Here is a 17,566-nt window from a genome sequence, read left to right as displayed (position 1 = left end):
CAAGGGTAGTTTGATGCACCGGCATGGTGTGATCCGGGTCACGTCAGCCTTCTGTCAGGAGACTGACGGGAAGGCGTCAGCCCCGTCTGTTTGCATGTGCTCATCGAGGCCTCGACCACTTCACCCCGGCGCTCCGCCCGTCGAGCGGAGCCCCCCACCCCGAGGAGAGCCATGGCCGACACCCTGACCGGTTCCACGCCCCGAGCGGCCGCACCGGTCCCCGAGTTCCCGATGGCCAGGGCGGCGGGCTGTCCCTTCGACCCGCCCCCCGGCCTGAGGGCCCAGCAGGACGAGGGCCGGCTCGTCAGGGTCCGGCTCCGGGACGGCAGCACGCCCTGGCTGGTCACCCGCTACGAGGACCAGCGCGCCCTGCTCCTCGACCCCCGGGTCAGCGCCGACATCACCAGCCCCGGATATCCGCTCCAGGCCCCCAGCAACGGCAAGAACGACATCAGCTTCATCCTCATGGACGACCCGGAGCACGCCCGCCTGCGCCGCATGGTGACGGCCCCGTTCGCGGTGAAACGGGTCGAGGCGCTGCGCCCCGGCGTGCAGAAGATCGTGGACGACCTGATCGACGACATGCTCGCGGTCGGCGGCCCTGTCGACCTGGTGCAGGCGTTCGCCCTGCCGGTGCCCTCGCTGGTCATCTGCCAACTGCTCGGAGTGCCGTACGAGGACCACGACTTCTTCCAGGAGAACAGCAAGATCCTCATCACGCGGGACGCGGCCATGGAGGACCGGATGGCGGCCCACGGGAAGCTGCTCGGCTACCTCGACGAGTTGATGGGCGAGAAGCTGGCCCGTCCCGCCGACGACCTGCTCTCCGGGCTCGTGGCGCGGGTCGAGTCGGGCGAGCTGTCCCGGCAGGACGTCGCCCAGATCGGCGTGCTGCTGCTCCTGGCCGGCCACGAGACGACCGCCAACATGATCGCCCTCGGCACGCTCGCTCTCCTCGAACACCCCGACCAGTTCGCCCTGTTGCGCGACACCGCGGACCCGGGGCTCGTCGCGTCGGCCGTGGAGGAGCTGCTGCGCTACCTGAGCATCGTGCACGGCGGCCGGCGGCGGGCCGTCCTTGCGGACATCGAGATCGCCGGACAGGTGATCCGGGCCGGCGAGGGCCTCGTCATACCCAACGACATCGCCAACCGGGACCCCGAGGCCTTCGCAGACCCCGACCGGCTCGACCTCACCCGCGACGCCCGTCGGCACGTCGCCTTCGGCTTCGGCGTCCACCAGTGCCTCGGCCAGCCGCTTGCGCGCATGGAGCTGCAGGTCGTCTACAGCACCCTCTACCGCCGCATCCCCGGCCTGCGGCTGGCCGCCGAGGTCGACGGCCTGCCGTTCAAGCACGACGGCTCGGTCTACGGCGTCCACGAACTGCCCGTCACCTGGTGACCCCGCTGCCGACGGACAACCCCCCACAACATCAGAACAACGAGGTACAGATCATGCGCGTGGAACTGGACGAGCCGAAGTGTGTCGCGTCGGGGCAGTGCGTGATGGCCGCCCCCGAGGTGTTCGACCAGCGGGACGAGGACGGCATCGCCTTCCTGCTGGACGAGAACCCCCCGGCGGGCTCCCTCGACGACGTGCGCGACGCCGTGGCGATCTGCCCGGCCGCCGCCATCCGCCTGGTGGACCAGTGAGGCGGATCGTCGTCGTCGGCGCCTCGGCCGCCGGGCTCGCGGCGGTCGAGACACTCCGCCGCGAGGGCTACGACGGCACGCTCACCCTCGTGGGAGACGAACCGCGGGCACCCTACGACCGGCCGCCGCTGTCCAAGCAGTTGCTGGCCGCACAGTGGGAGCCGGACCGGCTGGCCCTGCGCACGCCGGACGACCTGGCCGGGCTCGGCCTCGATCTGCGGCTGGGCGTGGCCGCGACCGGCCTCGAACCCGCCGACCGGACGGTGAGGCTGGCCGACGGTTCCGACCTGCCGTACGACGGACTGGTCGTGGCCACCGGCGTCCGGCCGCGCCGGCTGCCCGGCGAGGGCGCGCACGTGCTGCGGACCCTAGACGACGCCCTGACGCTGCGGGAACGGCTGAGGCCTGGGCGGCGCCTGGTCGTCGTGGGCGCCGGCTTCCTCGGAGCGGAGGCCGCCGCCGTGGCCCGGGGCCTCGGCGCCCACGTGACCCTCCTCGAACCCGCCGCCGTGCCGCTGGCCCACGCCGTCGGCACGGCGGTCGGCCAGGTGCTCTCGCGGGCCCACGTGGAGCGGGGCGTGGACCTGCGCTGCGGGGTCACGGTCACCGAGGTGACCGAGGACGGGGTGCGGCTCGCGGACGGCACGGTGATCGACGCCGACGAGGTGCTCGTCGCCGTCGGCTCCCTGCCGAACACCGAGTGGCTGGACGGCAGCGGCCTGCCCCTGGGCGACGGCCTGGTCTGCGACGAGTTCTGCGAGGCCGCCTGGGGGGCCTCCCGGCCGCAGGCCGGGAGGGTGTATGCGGCCGGTGACGTCGCCCGCTGGTACAACCCGCTGTCCGGCACCTCGATGCGCGTCGAGCACCGCACCAACGCCGCCGAGCAGGGCATGGCCGCCGCCCGCAACCTCCTGCGTCCCGAGGCCCGCAAGCCGTTCGCGCCGGTGCCGTACTTCTGGTCCGACCAGTACGACATGAAAGTGCAGGCCCACGGCTTCCTGCGGGGCCACGACGAGGTCGCCGTGGTGGACGGGGACCTGGCGGAGCGCCGGTTCGTCGCCGTGTACCGCACCGGCGACCGGGTGAGCGGCGCCCTCGCGGTCGGTATGCCGCCCAAGGCGATCCGGCTGTGGCGGCAGGCCATCGCCGCGGGCGCGGCCTGGAGCAGTACTCTGCGCCCCGTCACACCGTAAGTTACTTGAGTTACGCAACAAGATGGTAAAGTGGTCCCATGCCCACACCACCGCTCCCCGACGTCCCCGCTTCCCCGGAAGTCATCGAGATCGAGCGGGCGCTCACCCGCATCACCTACCTGAGCACCCGCGCCCGGCAGCACGACCGGCTGATGGCCCTGGCCGAGGTCCCCCTGGACCGTGCCGCGGTGGCGCTGCTGCGCCAGGTCGCCGACTCCGAGCCGCTGCGGCCCGGGGAACTGGCCAATCGGCTGGGCGTGGAGGCCTCGCACGTCACCCGCACCGTGCAGCAACTGCAGAAGTCCGGGTACGTCACCCGCGTCCCCGACCCGGAGGACCGCCGCGCCCAGCGCATCCAGCTCACCGAGACCGGCCGGCAGGCCATCGACCGGATCCGTGGCGCCGGCGCCCGCGGCATGCAGCTGGCGCTGTCCGAGTGGTCGCCCCAGGAGCTGCGCGAGCTCGCCACGCTCTTCCACCGCATGGTCGACGACTTCCTGTCGCACGCCATCGACGACGACACCGAGCAGCAGCCCGGCACCCCGGCCGGCACTGCCTGACACACCGGTCCCTCGCATCGCCGCGGTCCCCCCCGGCGACCCCTCCAGCGGCGTGCACCCGTCCCCGCGGCAGGGCGGTGGGTCCACGGCTCTCTACCGTCACGTAATATCGCGCGGCAGATCATCCGAGGAGGAACCGTGTCACGGTCCGAACGCTCACCCCTGCTGCTCGCCGGCCTGCTGGCCACCGCGGGTGTCGCCCACTTCGCCTCTCCACGCCAGTTCGACGCGATCGTCCCGCGCAGCCTGCCCGGCACGCCCAGGACCTGGACGTACGCCAGCGGAGTCGCCGAACTGGCGCTGGCCGCGGGCATCGCCGCCCCGCGCACCCGGAAGCCGGCAGCGCTCGCCGCCGCCGCACTCTTCGTCGGCGTGTTCCCCGCCAACGTCAAGATGGCCGTCGACTGGCGCCACCGCCCCGCCCCTCTGAAGGCCGCCGCCATCGGACGGCTGCCGCTCCAGATACCCCTCGTGCTGTGGGCCCGCAGCATCGCGCGCAGCGGCGAGGGCCGGTCATGAGCGCCCGCCCGGAGACCGGCGACACGATCGAGGACTTCACGCTGCCGGACGAGACCGGCACGCCCCGCAGCCTGTCCGACCTGCTCGCCGACGGACCCGTCGTGCTGTTCTTCTACCCCGCCGCCCTCACCCCCGGCTGCACCGCCGAGGCCTGCCACTTCCGCGACCTGGCCGCCGAGTTCGCCGCCGTCGGCGCCCGGCCCGTGGGCATCAGCGGCGACGCCGTCGAACGCCAGCAGGAGTTCGCCGGACAGCACAACCTCGGCATGCCCCTGTTGTCCGACACCGACGGGAAGATCCGGGAGCTGTTCGGTGTGAAGCGGGGCTTCTCCCTCGCGCCCACCAAGCGGATCACCTTCGTCATAGCCGAGGACCGGACCATCCTGGAGGTCGTCCGCAGCGAACTGCGGATGAACACCCACGCCGACCGGGCTCTCGACGCGCTGCGCGCCCACCGGGCCTGACCGACCGGACCCCGAAGGGCGCACCGCGGTTGATGCCCTGCAGCAAAGGGACCATCCTGGACGCTATGGAGCACGCCTCCGCTGCGGCAACCACCGATGCCCGGGGCATCGTGACGGGGTGGAGCGACGACGCCCTGCGGCTGACGGGATACCCGGCCCACGAGGTCGTGGGCCGCCCGGCGCGGGAACTGCTCGCCGAGGACCCGCCGGAGGAGACCGTGGCGGCGCTGACAGGCACCGCCGTGCTGCGGCACCGGGACGGCACCCCCCTCACACTCGACGTGAAGGCACACCCCCTGCGCGGAGGTGACGGCACCCCGCAGGGGTACGTGATCACCGCGGAACGGCCCGGCGAGAAAACCCTCGCCGGGCAGGCCTTCCAGCAGGCGTCCGTGTCCATGTCGGTCTTCGACACCCGCCAGCGCTATCTGCGCCTCAACGACACCGCCTGCCGGGTGATGGGCGTGTCGGAGGACGTCCTGCTCGGCAGGCCCTTCCCGGAGACCGTGGAGGACGCCGAGCACAGCCGGGGCTTCCACAGCAACCTGCGCCAGGTCGCCGAGACGGGCCGGCCCGTCCACTACGAGAGCTTCACCGGCGCGCCCGCCCTCAACCGGGAGCACGCCTGGAACATCGAGATGTGGCCCGTGCGGGACGCCTCGGGCGACGTCACCGGAGTCGCCCTCGCGGCGCTCGACAGCACCGAGCAGTACTGGGCCCGGCAGCGCCTCGCCCTGCTGAACGAGGCGGGGGCCGCCATCGGCACCACCCTGGACGTGGTCCGCACCGCCGAGGAACTCGTCGAACTCCTCGTCCCGAGGTACGCCGACTTCGCCAGCGTCGACCTGCTCGAATGGGTCCTCGGCGCGGAGGAACCCGCGGTGGCCCTGGACGGCGAGATCGTCCTGCGCCGCGTCGCCCACGGCTCCGGCACCGAGGGCACCCCCGAAGCGGCCGTACACCTGGGCGAGGTGGACGTCTATCCCCCCTACTCGCCGCCCGCGAAGGCGCTGCGGCAGGTGCGGGCGGTCCTCGGCCAGGCCGGCGAGCCGGACTTCATGCGGTGGGTCGCCGAGCGCAACGCGCGGGCCCCCGCGGGTCGCCCCCACCGCAGGGGGGTCCACTCGATGCTCGCGGTGCCGCTGCGCGCCCGCGGCACCACGCTGGGTGTCGCGGTCGCCGTCCGCATCGTCCACCCGGAGGACTACGTCGGTGACGACGCCGTCCTCGCCGAGGAACTGGCCGGCCGCGCCGCCGTCTGCATCGACAACGCCCGTCGCTTCGGCCGCGAACGCACCACCGCCCTGGCTCTCCAGCACAGCCTGCTGCCCCGCGGCCTGCCCGGTCAGGCGGCGGTCGAGGTGGCCCACCGCTATCTGCCCTCCGGGTCGCTCGCCGGCATCGGCGGCGACTGGTTCGACGTGATCCCGCTCTCCGGCAGCCGCGTCGCCCTGGTCGTCGGCGACGTCGTCGGCCACGGCATCCCCTCGTCGGCGACCATGGGGCGCCTGTGCACCGCCGTCCGCACCCTCGCCGACGTCGACCTCCCGCCGGACGAACTCCTCACCCACCTCGACGACCTGGTCACCCACCTCGCGTCCGGCGACACCGACGAGGACGTCGCGGAACTCGGCGCCACCTGCCTCTACGCCGTCTACGACCCGGTCTCCCGCCGCCTCACCATGGCCGCTGCAGGACACCCCCCGCCGGCCCTGGTCCTGCCCGACGGCACCGCACGGCTCATGCCCCTGACCGCGGGCCCCCCGCTCGGCGTCGGCGGGCTGCCCTTCGAGGCCAGCGAGACGGAACTGCCCGAGGGCGCCGTCGTCGCCCTGTACACCGACGGCCTCATCGAGGACCGCGATCGCGACGTCGACCACGCCACCGACGAACTGTGCCGGGCCCTGACCGCCCGCACCGAGACCCTCGACGACCTGTGCGACACCGTGCTGAAGGCCGTCCTGCCGGAAGAGCCCGGCGACGACGTGGCCCTGCTGCTGGCCCGTACCCGGGCGCTGGGCGCGGACCAGGTCGCCACCTGGGACGTCACACCGGACCCCGCCCACGTGGCCGCGACCCGGCAGGCCGCCACCGAACAACTCACCGTCTGGGGACTGGACGAGGCCGCGTTCGTCACCGAACTCGTCGTCAGCGAACTGGTCACCAACGCGATCCGCTACGGCGAACCGCCCATCCAGCTACGGCTGATCCGCGACCGCACCCTCATCTGCGAGGTCTCCGACGGCAGTTCCACCTCCCCGCACCTGCGCCGCGCCCACGCCTTCGACGAGGGGGGCCGCGGACTGCTCCTGGTCGCCCAGCTCACCCAGCGCTGGGGCAGCAGACAGACCGGCGGCGGCAAGACCATCTGGGCCGAGCAGATCCTGCCGCCGCCGGACTGATCACTCACCTCTCGGAGGCGTCGGCGGCGACCTGGGCGAGGGTGCGGCCGGAGCGCGCGGACCGGGCCCGGTGCGGGTCGGGCGTGCCGTGGCCCCGGGTGCGCCCCTCGGACGCCTTCACCAGCAGCCAGGACTCGTCGTCGCCGCCCCGGAACCGGGTCAGGGCGTACCTGCCGTGCAGCTTCGACCCGTGCAGCCGGAACGTCGCGTGCCCGTGCTCCAGCGACTCCCCGAAGTCCACGGGCCGGCCCCTGCGGTCGTGGCTCAACGGCTCGTACGTGCCGTGGTCCCAGACGATCACCGTGCCGCCGCCGTACTCGCCCGCCGGGATCACGCCCTCGAACTCCTCGTACTCCAGCGGATGGTCCTCGGTGGGCACGGCGAGCCGCTTGTCCTTCGGGTCGTCGGAGGGGCCCTTGGGGACCGACCAGGACTTCAGGACGTCGTCGACCTGGAGGCGGAAGTCGAAGTGCAGGGTGCGGGCGTCATGGATCTGCACGACGAACCGGGGTTCCTCGCGGGCCGGGGCCTGTCGCCCCGGCGGCTCGCCGGTCCGGCCGAAATCCCGCTTGCCGTGGTAGTCCCGCAGCCGGTCACGGTCACCCACCGTCGGCTCCTTCCCGGGCGCTCCGCACCACCGGGCCGCCCTGTCGCACGGGCCCCCGGGTACCCTTCCGGCGGGTCAGAACTCCTCGTGCGTCTCCGGGTCCCCGCCGACGCGCCGGTGGGCGCGGTCCGCGATCGCCGTCATCTGGGCGGGCTCCAGCTCGAAGCCGAAGACGTCGAGGTTCTGGCGCTGCCGCTCGGGGTCCGCCGACTTCGGGATGGGGAGCGCGCCGAGCTGGACGTGCCAGCGCAGGACGACCTGGCCGGGCGTCACCCCGTGGGCCTCGGCGACCGAGGCCACGACGGGATCCTCCAGCAGCGCCGTGCCCCGGCCCAGCGGGCTCCAGCTCTCGACCAGGATCCCCTTGCCGGCGTGGAAGGCGCGCAGCTCGTCCTGCGGGAAGAACGGGTGCAGTTCGATCTGGTTGACCGCGGGCAGGACCCCGGTCTCCTTCTCCAGGCGTTCGATGTGCTCGGCCGTGAAGTTGGAGACGCCGATGGAGCGTACGAGCCCGTCCTCGCGCAGCCTGATCATGGCCTTCCAGGAGTCGACGTACTGGTCGACACGGGGGAGCGGCCAGTGGATCAGGTACAGGTCCACATGGTCCAGGCCGAGGCGGGCGCGGGACGCCTCGAAGGAGGCGAGCGTCTTGTCGTAGCCGTGGTGCCGGCCGGGGAGCTTGGTCGTCACCACGATCTCCTCGCGGGGCACGCCGCTGCCGGCCACGCCACGGCCGACGCCGCTCTCGTTGCGGTAGTTCGTCGCCGTGTCGACCAGCCGGTAGCCGGCCTCCAACGCGCCGCGTACCGCCTGTTCCGCCTGCGTGTCGTCCATCGGCCAGGTGCCCAGGCCGAGGGCGGGGATCGTCGTTCCGTCGTTGAGCGTGTGCGTCGGGATGCTGATCACTGCGTGGCCTTCCCTTGACTGTGTCCTCCCTCCAGGGTCGGGGACAGGGGGAGCAGTGATCAACCGGACAGGCGGGGAGGGGACCGACGGGTCGCACGGCCCGGTCCGGCTCGTGGTCCCGGAAAGGCGGTGGGCCCGCCGCGCCTGGGCGCGCGCACCGGGACGACCTGACCGCCGTGCTCGGCGTTGCGGACACCCGGTGCGGATCGCCGCCCTGCGCGCTCTGTCCTGCGATGCAGCGAGCCGGACGCGGGCGCCCGCCGCCCGACGGCGCCACGCTCCTGCCCCGCGCCGTCCGTCTTCTGCAGGACGGCATCGACGCGCAGGTCAGGGCCGGGGCGGTCGAACTCGCCGGGCTGTGGGTGCGCGTCGACCGCGAGGCGTCCCCACGCCGGTCCGCGCCCGCGACGACGCCCCCTCGCCGGCCGTGCGCAAGAAGGCCGGCTGGTACGCCCCCGGCGGTCCCCGCCACCGCTGGACCGCACCGAAGCCCGTACGCGCGTCGCGGAGACGACCCGGCGAGGCCCTGTCGCCACGCTCGCCGAACGCTGTCACGATCTTCGGAGCCGGTCCGAGCCCGGCCGGCGCCAGCAACGACCATGCGGAGCGTGTATGACGACGGACAGGGCCACTGCGGGCCGATCGGACGAGGACTCGGGGATCGAGGTGAAACCGGTCGCCGGACACATCGGGGCCGAGATCACCGGCGTCGACCTGGCCGACGGCCTCGACGACACCGTGGTCGCCGCGATCCGGGCGGCGCTGCTGCGCTGGAAGGTGGTGTTCTTCCGCGGGCAGCGGCTCGATCACCCGGGGCAGGTGGCGTTCGCCCGCCGCTTCGGGGAACCGGTCGTGCTGCGCAAGCGCGGCAGCGCCTCGCCGCCGGACTTCCCCGAGATCGAGACCACCGCCGACCGGCTGGAGCTGGGCGGCAGGTTCGGCATGGAGCAGGACGAATGGCTGCGACGCCGACGGCACACCCTCCTGCGCGGCTGGCACTGCGACCACGGCGCCCGCATCGACCCGCCGGCCGCGACGATCCTGCGCGCCGAGACCGTCCCGCCCTACGGCGGCGACACCACCTGGTCCAACCTGGCGGCCGCCTACGCCGGACTCTCCGCCCCACTCAGGGAGTTCGTCGACGGACTGCGCGCCGAGCACCGGCTCGGCGTCGGCTACCAGCCGCGGCCCGGCGACGACGCGTACGTCCGCCATCTGCTGGACCGTCAGGTCGCCTCGCTGCACCCCCTGGTGCGCGTCCACCCGGAGACGGGGGAGCGGATCCTGTACGTCAACGGCTACTACGTCGAGCAGATCGCCGACCTCTCCCGGCCCGAGAGCGGCGCGATCCTGGAGATGCTGCTGGAGCAGGCGACCCGGCCCGAGTACACGGTCCGGTTCCGCTGGGAGCCGGGCAGCGTGGCCTTCTGGGACAACCGGGCCACCATCCACCTCGCGCCCGGTGACAACGCCCACCTCGACTTCCCCCGGACCATGCACCGGGTGATGCTCACCGGTGACGTCCCGGTCGGCGTGGACGGCAGGCCGTCCGAGCCGGTCGTCGGGCCCGGGCCCGGGCGCTGGTGACCCCGCTCAGACGTCGGACCGCCGGCCCAGGGCCGGGCCGAGCTTCGTCGCCATGTCGGTGAGGATCTGCACGTAGTCCTCGTGCTCGAAGGTGAACGGCAGCGCGAACGCGACCTCGTCGACCTCGCGGAACGCGGCGTGCGCGTGCAGCCGCTCGGCGATCTCCTGCGACGTACCGACGATGTCGGGCGCGAACATCAGACGCGCCGGACCCTGCGGCGACGCGGTACGAGGGGAGCGCTTGGCCGCGTACTCCTCGTACTTGGCGCGCTGCTCGGGCGAGGCGGAGTCGGTGGGGATGACGACGAGGCCCTGGGAGACGCGGGCGGATTCGCCGTCGGGGTGGGCGGCGCGGAAGGCGCGGATGTGGGAGAGCTGGATCTCGGCGAAGTCCGGTGCTCCCTCGACGCCCTCCGCCTTGACGACGCTGCTGACCAGGAAGTTCATACCGTGCTCGCCGGCCCACTTCGCCGAGCCGAGACTGCCGCCGCCGTACCAGAGGCGGCGGCCGAGGCCGGGGGAGTGCGGCTGCACCCGGTCCGAGAACACCTCGAACCCCTCGACCCCGCTGAAGTCGGTGGCCGGCTCCCCGCGCACGAAGTCCAGCAGGCGCCGCACCCGCTCGTAGCTGAAGTCCTCGGCGTCCGCCGTGTCCGGGTACAGCGCGCCCTTGACCTCGGCGTAGCGCATGGGCGGGCCCACGCTCACCCCGGGGTTGAGACGGCCGCCGGACAGCAGGTCGACGGTCGCCAGGTCCTCGGCCAGCCGCAGCGGGTTCTCCCACCCCAGCGGGATGACCGCGGTGCCGAGCTCGATACGGCGGGTGCGCTGCGAGGCCGCCGCCAGCACCGCGACGGGCGAGGAGATGCCGTACTGCAGATGACGGTGGCGCAGCCACGCGCTGTCGAAGCCCAGCCGCTCGCCCAGCTCGATGATCTCCAGCGTGGACTCGTGGCCCCGGCGTGGATTCTCCTCGTCGAACAGCCCGATGGTCAGAAAGCCCAGCTTGCGCAACGGGCGGGAGATCGGCGGCACGGGGCCCCTCCGTCGGTCGAGTCGTACAGCGGTTCTGTCCGGAGTGTCGCAGGCGGCGGCCGTACGGCCGCGATCAGGTCAGCGGGATGGTGATCTCGTCCTCGACCGGCGGCTCGGTCTCCTGGGCGCGGTTGCCGGTGGCCGCGTGGCAGCGCAGCCGGATCGTCTCCGGGGTGACGTCCAGACGCAGGAAGCACTTGAAGAACGGCGGGCTGTAGGTGGCCGAACTGGGGGAGAACAACTGCGTGTAGATCTTGCGGACCGGGAGCCGGAACCGTGAGGTGCGGTCGGGGCGGCCGCCGGCGCCCAGCAGACTCGCGACGACCCGCGTGCGCAGGGTGACCCGCACGGGCCCGCCCGGGGTGCGGGTCGGCGGGATGCCGAGCCGTTCGGCGATCACGGCCGTCGCCTCGGCCTCGGTGAGCGTGAAGAAGCGGCGCAGGCGCAGCCGACGGCCGTACAGCCTGCTGTAGAAGGCGAGGGAGTCACCGCGCAGCGGGTAGCAGCGGAAGTCCTTCTCGGTGACGTCGGCGACCGAGATGTGGGGGATGGTGTGGGTGGCGTGCATGAACGCGCCGCCGCCGCCCGCGACGACGTACTGGATGGTGCGGCCGTCCACCCGCACCGGGTAGCGCTGGTAGTTGTGGATGTCGCCGCCGATCGCCGCCACGTAGTGGTGCTCCGGGTCGCGGACGATGTCGTCGACCGTGCCGCCGCCGTCTATCGCGCAGGGGTGGTGCTCGCCGTCCACGTACAGGGGCGATCCGGTGATCAGGATCTTCGGGCGGGGGCCCTGGGAGACCTCGCGCAGCCAGGCGCCCTGTTCGGCGTCGATACCGCCCAGCAGGCCCGTGTCGATGCCTATGATCCGCACCGGCCCGGCGTCGATGGCCCAGTACGGACCCGGCTGCACGGCCCGTTGGGCCGCGGCCGACCGCAACTGCCGGGTCTCGTCGAGGCGTTGGCCGTCGTCCGCGCGGGGCCGGTGCCACAGCAGGGACCGCAGCCAGGCGCGGGTGAGGGGGCGGGGCCCGGGTTCCGGTTCGAGAGGCGGGGCGTCGTCGCAGAAGACGCGCATGAAAGCGCCGAGGTCCTCGTACCAGTCGTGGTTGCCGGGTATCGCGTATATCGGTGCCCGGTAGTCCTGGTACGGGCGGAAGAACTTCGTGCCGTAGTCGTCCGCGCTGCCCACCGGGTAGATCACGTCACTGGCGACCACCGCGAACCGCGTGTCCTCACCGACCTTCAGGAACCCGGGGACGACGGCGTACTGGGGATCGTCGCCCTCACCGGTGTCGCCGAGGACCATGAAGGAGAACCGGTCCGGGTCGTCCCGCCGGATCACCTTGTCGGCCGGTGCGCCCGCCGCCGCCCGCTGCGCGACCCAACGGCCGCGGGTACGACCCGTCGGGTCCCCGAACCAGGACGCCACGACTCCGTTGCGGGCGGCCCACAGCGTCTTCGGAGCGAGCCACGAGATCTTCTCGACCTTGTGGGGCATGAGCTGCTGGTACCGGCCGCGTTCCGTGGTGCCCCAGCCGGCGCCTTCGGCGGTATCACGTGAGGATTCAGACACCGGTGCACCGTAACAACGATCCGGAACCGGCCGGGAGTTGGGTCAGCTCACCGACGGCGGCTGCGCTGCGGAGTCTCGTACGGCTGCCGCGGTCGCGGTACGCCCCCCGCCGGGTTCCCGTGGACGGAACCGCGCGGCCCGGCGGGCGCGGTCCGGGCGGCCCGCCCGGGCGGAGCCGACCGGCTCGGGTCGCCGTCGCCCAGGACCAGCAGGGGATCGAACATCACCACCACGCCCGCCAGCACGAGGAAGACGACCGGCCCGAGCAGCATGGGTAACAGCAGCGAGTGGGGCGAGTCGCCGGCCCACGTGCCGCCGCTCGTGTCATGCACGTGGACGCTGACGGCGGCCATTCCCGTGTAGTGCATCCCGGACACGGCCACGCCCATGATCAGGCTGGCCCCGAGGCTGGTCAGGAAGCCGCGGATCGTGACGGCCGCCCACAGGGCCGCCGTGGCGGCGATGATCGCGATCAGCACGGAGAGTGCGACGACGAGCGGGTCGTAATGGACCTCGCCGTTCAGGTGCATCGCCGCCATGCCCAGGTAGTGCATGGCCGCGACACCGAGGCCCGTGACGACGCCCGCGGCGGACAGATTGGCGGTGCTGGCGCCCCGATAGCCCACCGTGAACACGCCGATACCGACCACGACGACCGCCACGGCCAGGCTGAGCACCGTCAGTCCCACGTCGTAGCGGATCCGGGTCTCCTCGACCTGGAACCCGATCATGGCGATGAAGTGCATCGTCCAGATGCCGCAGCCGATCGCGGCGGCGCCGAGCGCCAGCCAGCCGGCCTTCCACGACTGCGTGTCGAGCAGGGACCGGACCGTGCAGCGCAGTCCCAGAGCCCCTCCCAGACATGCCATGACATAGGCCGCCAAGGGGGTCACCACCCCGTAGCGGAACCCGTCGACCGTGCCTTCCATACGCCAACTCCCCCCGAGTCACGGCTTGTGGGGGAAGGGTTACGGGTATAGGCCAGGTAAAGCAAGCGGTTCCTGGGAGTAACCGAGGGTAAGGATTCAAGTCACGTTCGGCAGCGTCCGGCTTCGGTCACGCAGCGGCGAGTTCCAGCCATACGTGAACTTTCAGGTGCCCGGTGTGACAACCTCCCCGCACGTCTCACCCGCGTGACGCCGGATCAGAAGGTGCGCTTCAGGAGATCGAGCAGGGCCGCCCAGTGCCGCTCGTCGCCCGCCCGGTCGTACGACGCGGTGTCGGCCTGTGTGAAACCGTGGCGTGCGCCGGAGTAGACCTCGCAGGTGTGACGGACCCCGGCCGCGGTGAGCGCTTCCTCCAGGCGTTCCTGCTGCTCGACGGGCAGCGACGGGTCCTGGTCGGCGTGCCCGAAGTACAACTCCGCGGTGACCTCGCCGGCCACCAGGTGGGGGCTGTCCGGAGCCTCGGTCGCCAGCCGGCCGCCGTGGAAACCCGCCGCGGCCGCGACCCGCTCCGGGTAGGTGCCGGCGGTGAGGAGGGCCAGCCGGGCGCCCATGCAGTAGCCGGTGACGGCGATCGGGCCGTCGGCGGCCTCGGGGCAGTCGGCCAGCCACCGCAGACAGGCGTCCGCGTCCCGCATCGCCGATTCCGGGGTCAGCGCCTGCACGATCGGGCCGATCCGCTCGAAGATCTCCGGCCGCGCCCCCGGATCGATGAACTCCGGCAGCTCCACCACGGGCGCCCGCCCGTGCCGGTAGAACACGTTGGGCACCAGGACCGTGTAGCCGGCCGCGGCCAGCCGGTCGGCCATGGACGTCAGCTGAGGGCGCAGTCCGAACGCGTCCATGTAAAGGAGAACCGCCGGATGCGGGCGACCGTCACCGGGATGCGCCAGATACGCGTCGGCGGTGCCGTCGCCGGTGGGGATGTCGACTGCGGTGCCCTGTACTGCGGTCATGGCTGGGGCTGCCTCTCCGTGGGGTCGGCCGACGAGACCGCCCAGTGGGCCGGGCGGACCATGGTCATCGTGACACGCCTGGTCCGGGGCGTGTCCCGCACCCCTTCTCGCCTTGCCCCGCCGTGAACACTCCTTGGTGAACCCGTTACTCGAACCGGGACACGTCGCCCGCGCCCTTGCGGATGATCTCCGCCTCGCCGCCCGAGAAGTCGATGACCGTCGTCGGTTCGGTTCCGCAGTCCCCGGAGTCCACCACCGCGTCCAGGACGTGGTCCAGCCGGTCCTTGATCTCCCAGCCCTGCGTCATCGGCTCCTCCTCGTCCGGCAGCAGCAGCGTGCTGGACAGCAGCGGCTCGCCGAGTTCGGTGAGCAGGGCCTGGGTGACGACGTGGTCGGGGATGCGCACGCCGACCGTCTTCTTCTTCGGGTGCTGGAGCATGCGCGGCACCTCCTTCGTCGCGGGCAGGATGAAGGTGTAGCTGCCGGGCGTCGACGCCTTGATCGCGCGGAAGACGTCGTTGTCGACCCGTACGAACTGGCCGAGCTGCGAGAAGTCCTGGCACACCAGGGTGAAGTGGTGCCGGTCGTCCAGCCGGCGGATCGTGCGGATCCGGTCGATGCCGTCACGGCTGCCCAGTCGGCAGCCCAGCGCGTAACAGGAGTCCGTCGGGTACGCGATGAGCGCACCGGAGCGGATGCTGTCGGCGACCTGGGAGATGGTGCGCGGTTGCGGGTTGTCGGGGTGCACGTCGAAGTACTTGGCCATCCGTCGAGCTTATGCCGTACGCGGGCGGCGACCGCGCAAGCCCGAGAGGGCCTCTCGAGGCAACGGCGTGAACGCGGCGACGAACTCCGCCCCCCGGTCGGCCGTCGTCCCCGCGCCACATCAGGGCCGGCTCCTCCAGGACACGGGTCTGCTTCGACAGCGCGGGCTGGGAGACGAAGAGCTCCTGGGCGGCGCCGGCATCGCCCCCGGGGGAACGGGCTCGCTGCCGACCCGGCCCCGGTCACCGCGAACGGCCTTGACTCCCCCGACGGCCACCGGCACGTTCGCGTACGGGACGCGGTGAGCACCGGCGTGCGGCGACCGTCCGCCGGGCGTGAGGTAACGTCCCCGACCGATGTGCCGAACGATGCGAGGGGCGAGGAGAAGGCCGACGTGGCTGGCCGAGAGGGCGGATACCGTCACACGGAGGTGAGGGGCACGCAGGACGTGGAGTGGGCGCAGGAGTTGCTCGACCATCTGCGGCCCACCGGGCGGGACGTGCGCCGGGTCGTCGCGTGGCTCGCCGACGCCGTGCAGGGCCGGGTCTCCCTGCAGGACGGCACCGGCGCACTCCTCGCCGGCACCCGGGTGCCGGTGGACACGGACCTGGTCGCGGACATCGTCGCCGGGCGCATCGCCTCCGCCGCCTGGGAGGGGGACGCCCGGCATCTGCGGCTGGTCAGGGTGGAGCGGCCGGCCCCTTCCTGCGCCGGCGTGCTGGCCGTGGCACGTACGGCCCCGTTCGACCGGCGTGCCTCGGACATCGTGACGCACACCGTGCAGGTCGTCGAGCTCCTGCTGCGGGCGCGTGAGGCGACCGCGGCAGGCCGTCGGCTGGAGCGGGCGACGTCCGACCTGAGGCTGGCGATCCTGCAACTGCTCATGGTGGAGGACACCGTCTCGGCCCGTCGGGTCGCGGCGGGCCTGTGGCCGGGACTGCTCGACACGGACACGGCCTGCGTCTACGTCGTCGAAGGTTCCGCCGAGCAGCGTGACCGCATAGCCGAGGAATGCCTCGACGCGACGGAGGAGCAGGCCCTCGTCGTACGCTGCCCGGCCATGGACGAGCACGTGATCGTCGTGACCCCCCGCGAGGCCGCGGGTGCTGCCCTGCGGTCCCTCATCGTCCGCAACCCCGGTACGTTCCTCGGCGGCAGCGCCCGGCAGAGCCTCGCCCGCACCGCCACCGCCTACGGACAGGCCGTCAGCGCCCTGGCCGTCGCGCACTTCCGGCCGGACAAGGCGGCCGTCTACGCGGAACGCACCCACCCCGAACGCCTGATGGACCCCGCCGCCCTCCGCGAGTGGACCGCCCACGTGCTGCACCCGCTCGACACGCTGCCGCATCACACCCGCGCCGAACTCCTCGCCACCACCCGGCTCGGACTGGAGTTCACCGCCGTGAACGCGGCGAAGGTCCTCGGCGTCAGCCGCAACACCGTCCGCGCCCGGATGGAACGCGTCGAAGGACTGCTGGGCACCGACTTCTCCGACCTGACCGTCCGGGCGGCCGCGCATCTCGCCCTCAACACCCAGATCGGCCTCGCCGAGATCCCGGCCGTAAGGGGCGCCGCGCAGCCGGTCCCGGTCCGGCTCGCCGACCTTCTCGCCGGCACCGCGGTCCGCGCCTGGGCGCACGACCTGCTCGGCGGACTGGACGCCGACACCCGGGACCTGCGCCGGACGCTGCGCACCTGGATAGCCGCCGGCGGCAACTCCGAACGGGCCGCCCAGACCCTCGGCATGCACGCGCAGACCGTGCGCGAGCACGTCCGCGGCGCCGAACCCGTCCTCGAACGCCAGCTCCTCGCCGCCGGCAGCGATCTCTACGAGGTCGTCCTGGCCCACCTGGCCGTGGGCGACCTCGAACCTCCCGTCCTGGACCGGGCGAAACCGGGCCATCCGGACTCACCTGTGCACGGGTGAGCCCTGTGCACGGCACAGCGGGCATCGACACGATTCACAACGGTTGCGTTCCACACGTAAGTTCTAGGCACCGCGGGGGCACGACCGGAACGGGGGACCGGTCGCGCTCCCGCGCCCCGGCCTGGTGAGCCGCACCGACCGTCCGGTCAGCCGCGCAGCCGTGCCGGGATCTCCTGCCGGCCGGACGTGATGAACGACGGCACCTGCCGCGGGCCTGGGAACGTGCGAACAGCGCAGGTGGTCGTCGGCCCCGCGAGCCGCGTCGAAGGTGTCCGGGTCCGGCCCGTGGTGCGCGGGACGACCGCGTTGCCGATGGGCAGGCCGGCGGGTGGCGGCCGGAACGCGCCAGCCGCCAGGTGTTCCTAATCGGCGGTGAGGGCCCGTGACGGACCGGTGAGTTGGTCGCGCGATTCGGCGATCTCCGGGCGCCGGACGAGCTGTTGACGCCGCGATCGCGGCAGCCCGTCGCCAAG

Annotated in this window: 16 protein-coding genes; 9 read left to right on the top strand and 7 right to left on the bottom strand. The window is 72.6% G+C overall.

Features of this window, described 5'->3' with window-relative positions; genetic code table 11:
- Positions 1–171: 171 nt before the first annotated feature.
- The 7 genes from ACZ5XS_RS25820 (at position 172) to ACZ5XS_RS25790 (ending at position 6,790) form a co-directional block, all read left to right on the top strand.
- On the top strand, positions 172–1,401 hold the full coding sequence (locus ACZ5XS_RS25820; protein ID WP_468655075.1) for a cytochrome P450: 1,230 nt from the start codon (positions 172–174) through the stop codon (positions 1,399–1,401).
- Between the two features lie 53 nt (positions 1,402–1,454).
- On the top strand, positions 1,455–1,652 hold the full coding sequence (locus ACZ5XS_RS25815) for a ferredoxin (protein WP_468655073.1): 198 nt from the start codon (positions 1,455–1,457) through the stop codon (positions 1,650–1,652).
- Entirely contained in the window at positions 1,649–2,845 is a 1,197-nt protein-coding gene (locus tag ACZ5XS_RS25810) for an NAD(P)/FAD-dependent oxidoreductase (RefSeq protein WP_468655071.1), read from the top strand. The genes ACZ5XS_RS25815 and ACZ5XS_RS25810 overlap by 4 nt, the downstream gene beginning before the upstream one ends.
- A 38-nt stretch (positions 2,846–2,883) precedes the next feature.
- Positions 2,884–3,405, top strand: a complete 522-nt coding sequence (locus ACZ5XS_RS25805) for a MarR family winged helix-turn-helix transcriptional regulator (protein WP_468655069.1) — start codon at positions 2,884–2,886, stop codon at positions 3,403–3,405.
- A gap of 138 nt (positions 3,406–3,543) precedes the next feature.
- Complete coding sequence (locus ACZ5XS_RS25800) at positions 3,544–3,924, top strand: DoxX family protein (RefSeq protein WP_468655067.1); 381 nt, start codon at positions 3,544–3,546, stop codon at positions 3,922–3,924.
- On the top strand, positions 3,921–4,388 hold the full coding sequence (locus tag ACZ5XS_RS25795; protein ID WP_468655065.1) for a peroxiredoxin: 468 nt from the start codon (positions 3,921–3,923) through the stop codon (positions 4,386–4,388). The genes ACZ5XS_RS25800 and ACZ5XS_RS25795 overlap by 4 nt, the downstream gene beginning before the upstream one ends.
- A 65-nt stretch (positions 4,389–4,453) precedes the next feature.
- The gene (locus ACZ5XS_RS25790) at positions 4,454–6,790 is read left to right on the top strand and encodes a SpoIIE family protein phosphatase (RefSeq protein WP_468655063.1); all 2,337 of its coding nucleotides are present in this window, start codon (positions 4,454–4,456) and stop codon (positions 6,788–6,790) included.
- Positions 6,791–6,794: 4 nt separating this feature from the next.
- Here ACZ5XS_RS25790 and ACZ5XS_RS25785 read toward each other — a convergent pair whose 3' ends face one another.
- Both ACZ5XS_RS25785 and ACZ5XS_RS25780 read right to left on the bottom strand, forming a co-directional pair.
- Complete coding sequence (locus tag ACZ5XS_RS25785; protein WP_468655061.1) at positions 6,795–7,397, bottom strand: DNA polymerase ligase N-terminal domain-containing protein; 603 nt, start codon at positions 7,395–7,397, stop codon at positions 6,795–6,797.
- Between the two features lie 75 nt (positions 7,398–7,472).
- Positions 7,473–8,303 (bottom strand): aldo/keto reductase, encoded by an 831-nt coding sequence (locus tag ACZ5XS_RS25780; RefSeq protein WP_468655059.1) that lies wholly within the window; start codon positions 8,301–8,303, stop codon positions 7,473–7,475.
- Between the two features lie 612 nt (positions 8,304–8,915).
- Here ACZ5XS_RS25780 and ACZ5XS_RS25775 point away from each other — a divergent pair.
- Positions 8,916–9,890: a TauD/TfdA dioxygenase family protein gene (locus tag ACZ5XS_RS25775; RefSeq protein WP_468655057.1), complete on the top strand. Its 975-nt coding sequence runs from the start codon at positions 8,916–8,918 to the stop codon at positions 9,888–9,890.
- A 6-nt stretch (positions 9,891–9,896) separates the two neighbouring features.
- Here ACZ5XS_RS25775 and ACZ5XS_RS25770 read toward each other — a convergent pair whose 3' ends face one another.
- From ACZ5XS_RS25770 to ACZ5XS_RS25750, 5 genes are all read right to left on the bottom strand, one after another.
- Positions 9,897–10,925 (bottom strand): LLM class flavin-dependent oxidoreductase, encoded by a 1,029-nt coding sequence (locus ACZ5XS_RS25770; RefSeq protein ID WP_468655055.1) that lies wholly within the window; start codon positions 10,923–10,925, stop codon positions 9,897–9,899.
- A gap of 73 nt (positions 10,926–10,998) precedes the next feature.
- Positions 10,999–12,501: a metallophosphoesterase family protein gene (locus ACZ5XS_RS25765; RefSeq protein ID WP_468655053.1), complete on the bottom strand. Its 1,503-nt coding sequence runs from the start codon at positions 12,499–12,501 to the stop codon at positions 10,999–11,001.
- 47 nt (positions 12,502–12,548) lie between these two features.
- Entirely contained in the window at positions 12,549–13,430 is an 882-nt protein-coding gene (locus ACZ5XS_RS25760; protein ID WP_468655051.1) for an MHYT domain-containing protein, read from the bottom strand.
- A 215-nt stretch (positions 13,431–13,645) separates the two neighbouring features.
- A complete protein-coding gene (locus ACZ5XS_RS25755) occupies positions 13,646–14,401 on the bottom strand; it encodes a dienelactone hydrolase family protein (protein WP_468655049.1) in 756 nt (251 codons plus the stop codon).
- 145 nt (positions 14,402–14,546) lie between these two features.
- The gene (locus ACZ5XS_RS25750; RefSeq protein WP_217236248.1) at positions 14,547–15,167 is read right to left on the bottom strand and encodes an L-threonylcarbamoyladenylate synthase; all 621 of its coding nucleotides are present in this window, start codon (positions 15,165–15,167) and stop codon (positions 14,547–14,549) included.
- A gap of 393 nt (positions 15,168–15,560) precedes the next feature.
- On the opposite strand from ACZ5XS_RS25750, the gene ACZ5XS_RS25745 reads away from it, so the two are divergent.
- A complete protein-coding gene (locus ACZ5XS_RS25745) occupies positions 15,561–17,093 on the top strand; it encodes a helix-turn-helix domain-containing protein (RefSeq protein WP_468655047.1) in 1,533 nt (510 codons plus the stop codon).
- The last annotated feature ends 473 nt before the right edge of the window (positions 17,094–17,566 follow it).

It is taken from the genome of Streptomyces sp. NPDC033131, from assembly GCF_055578365.1.
The sequence above is the reverse complement of the archived record's forward strand: the minus strand, read 5'-3'. Positions and strand labels throughout refer to the sequence as shown.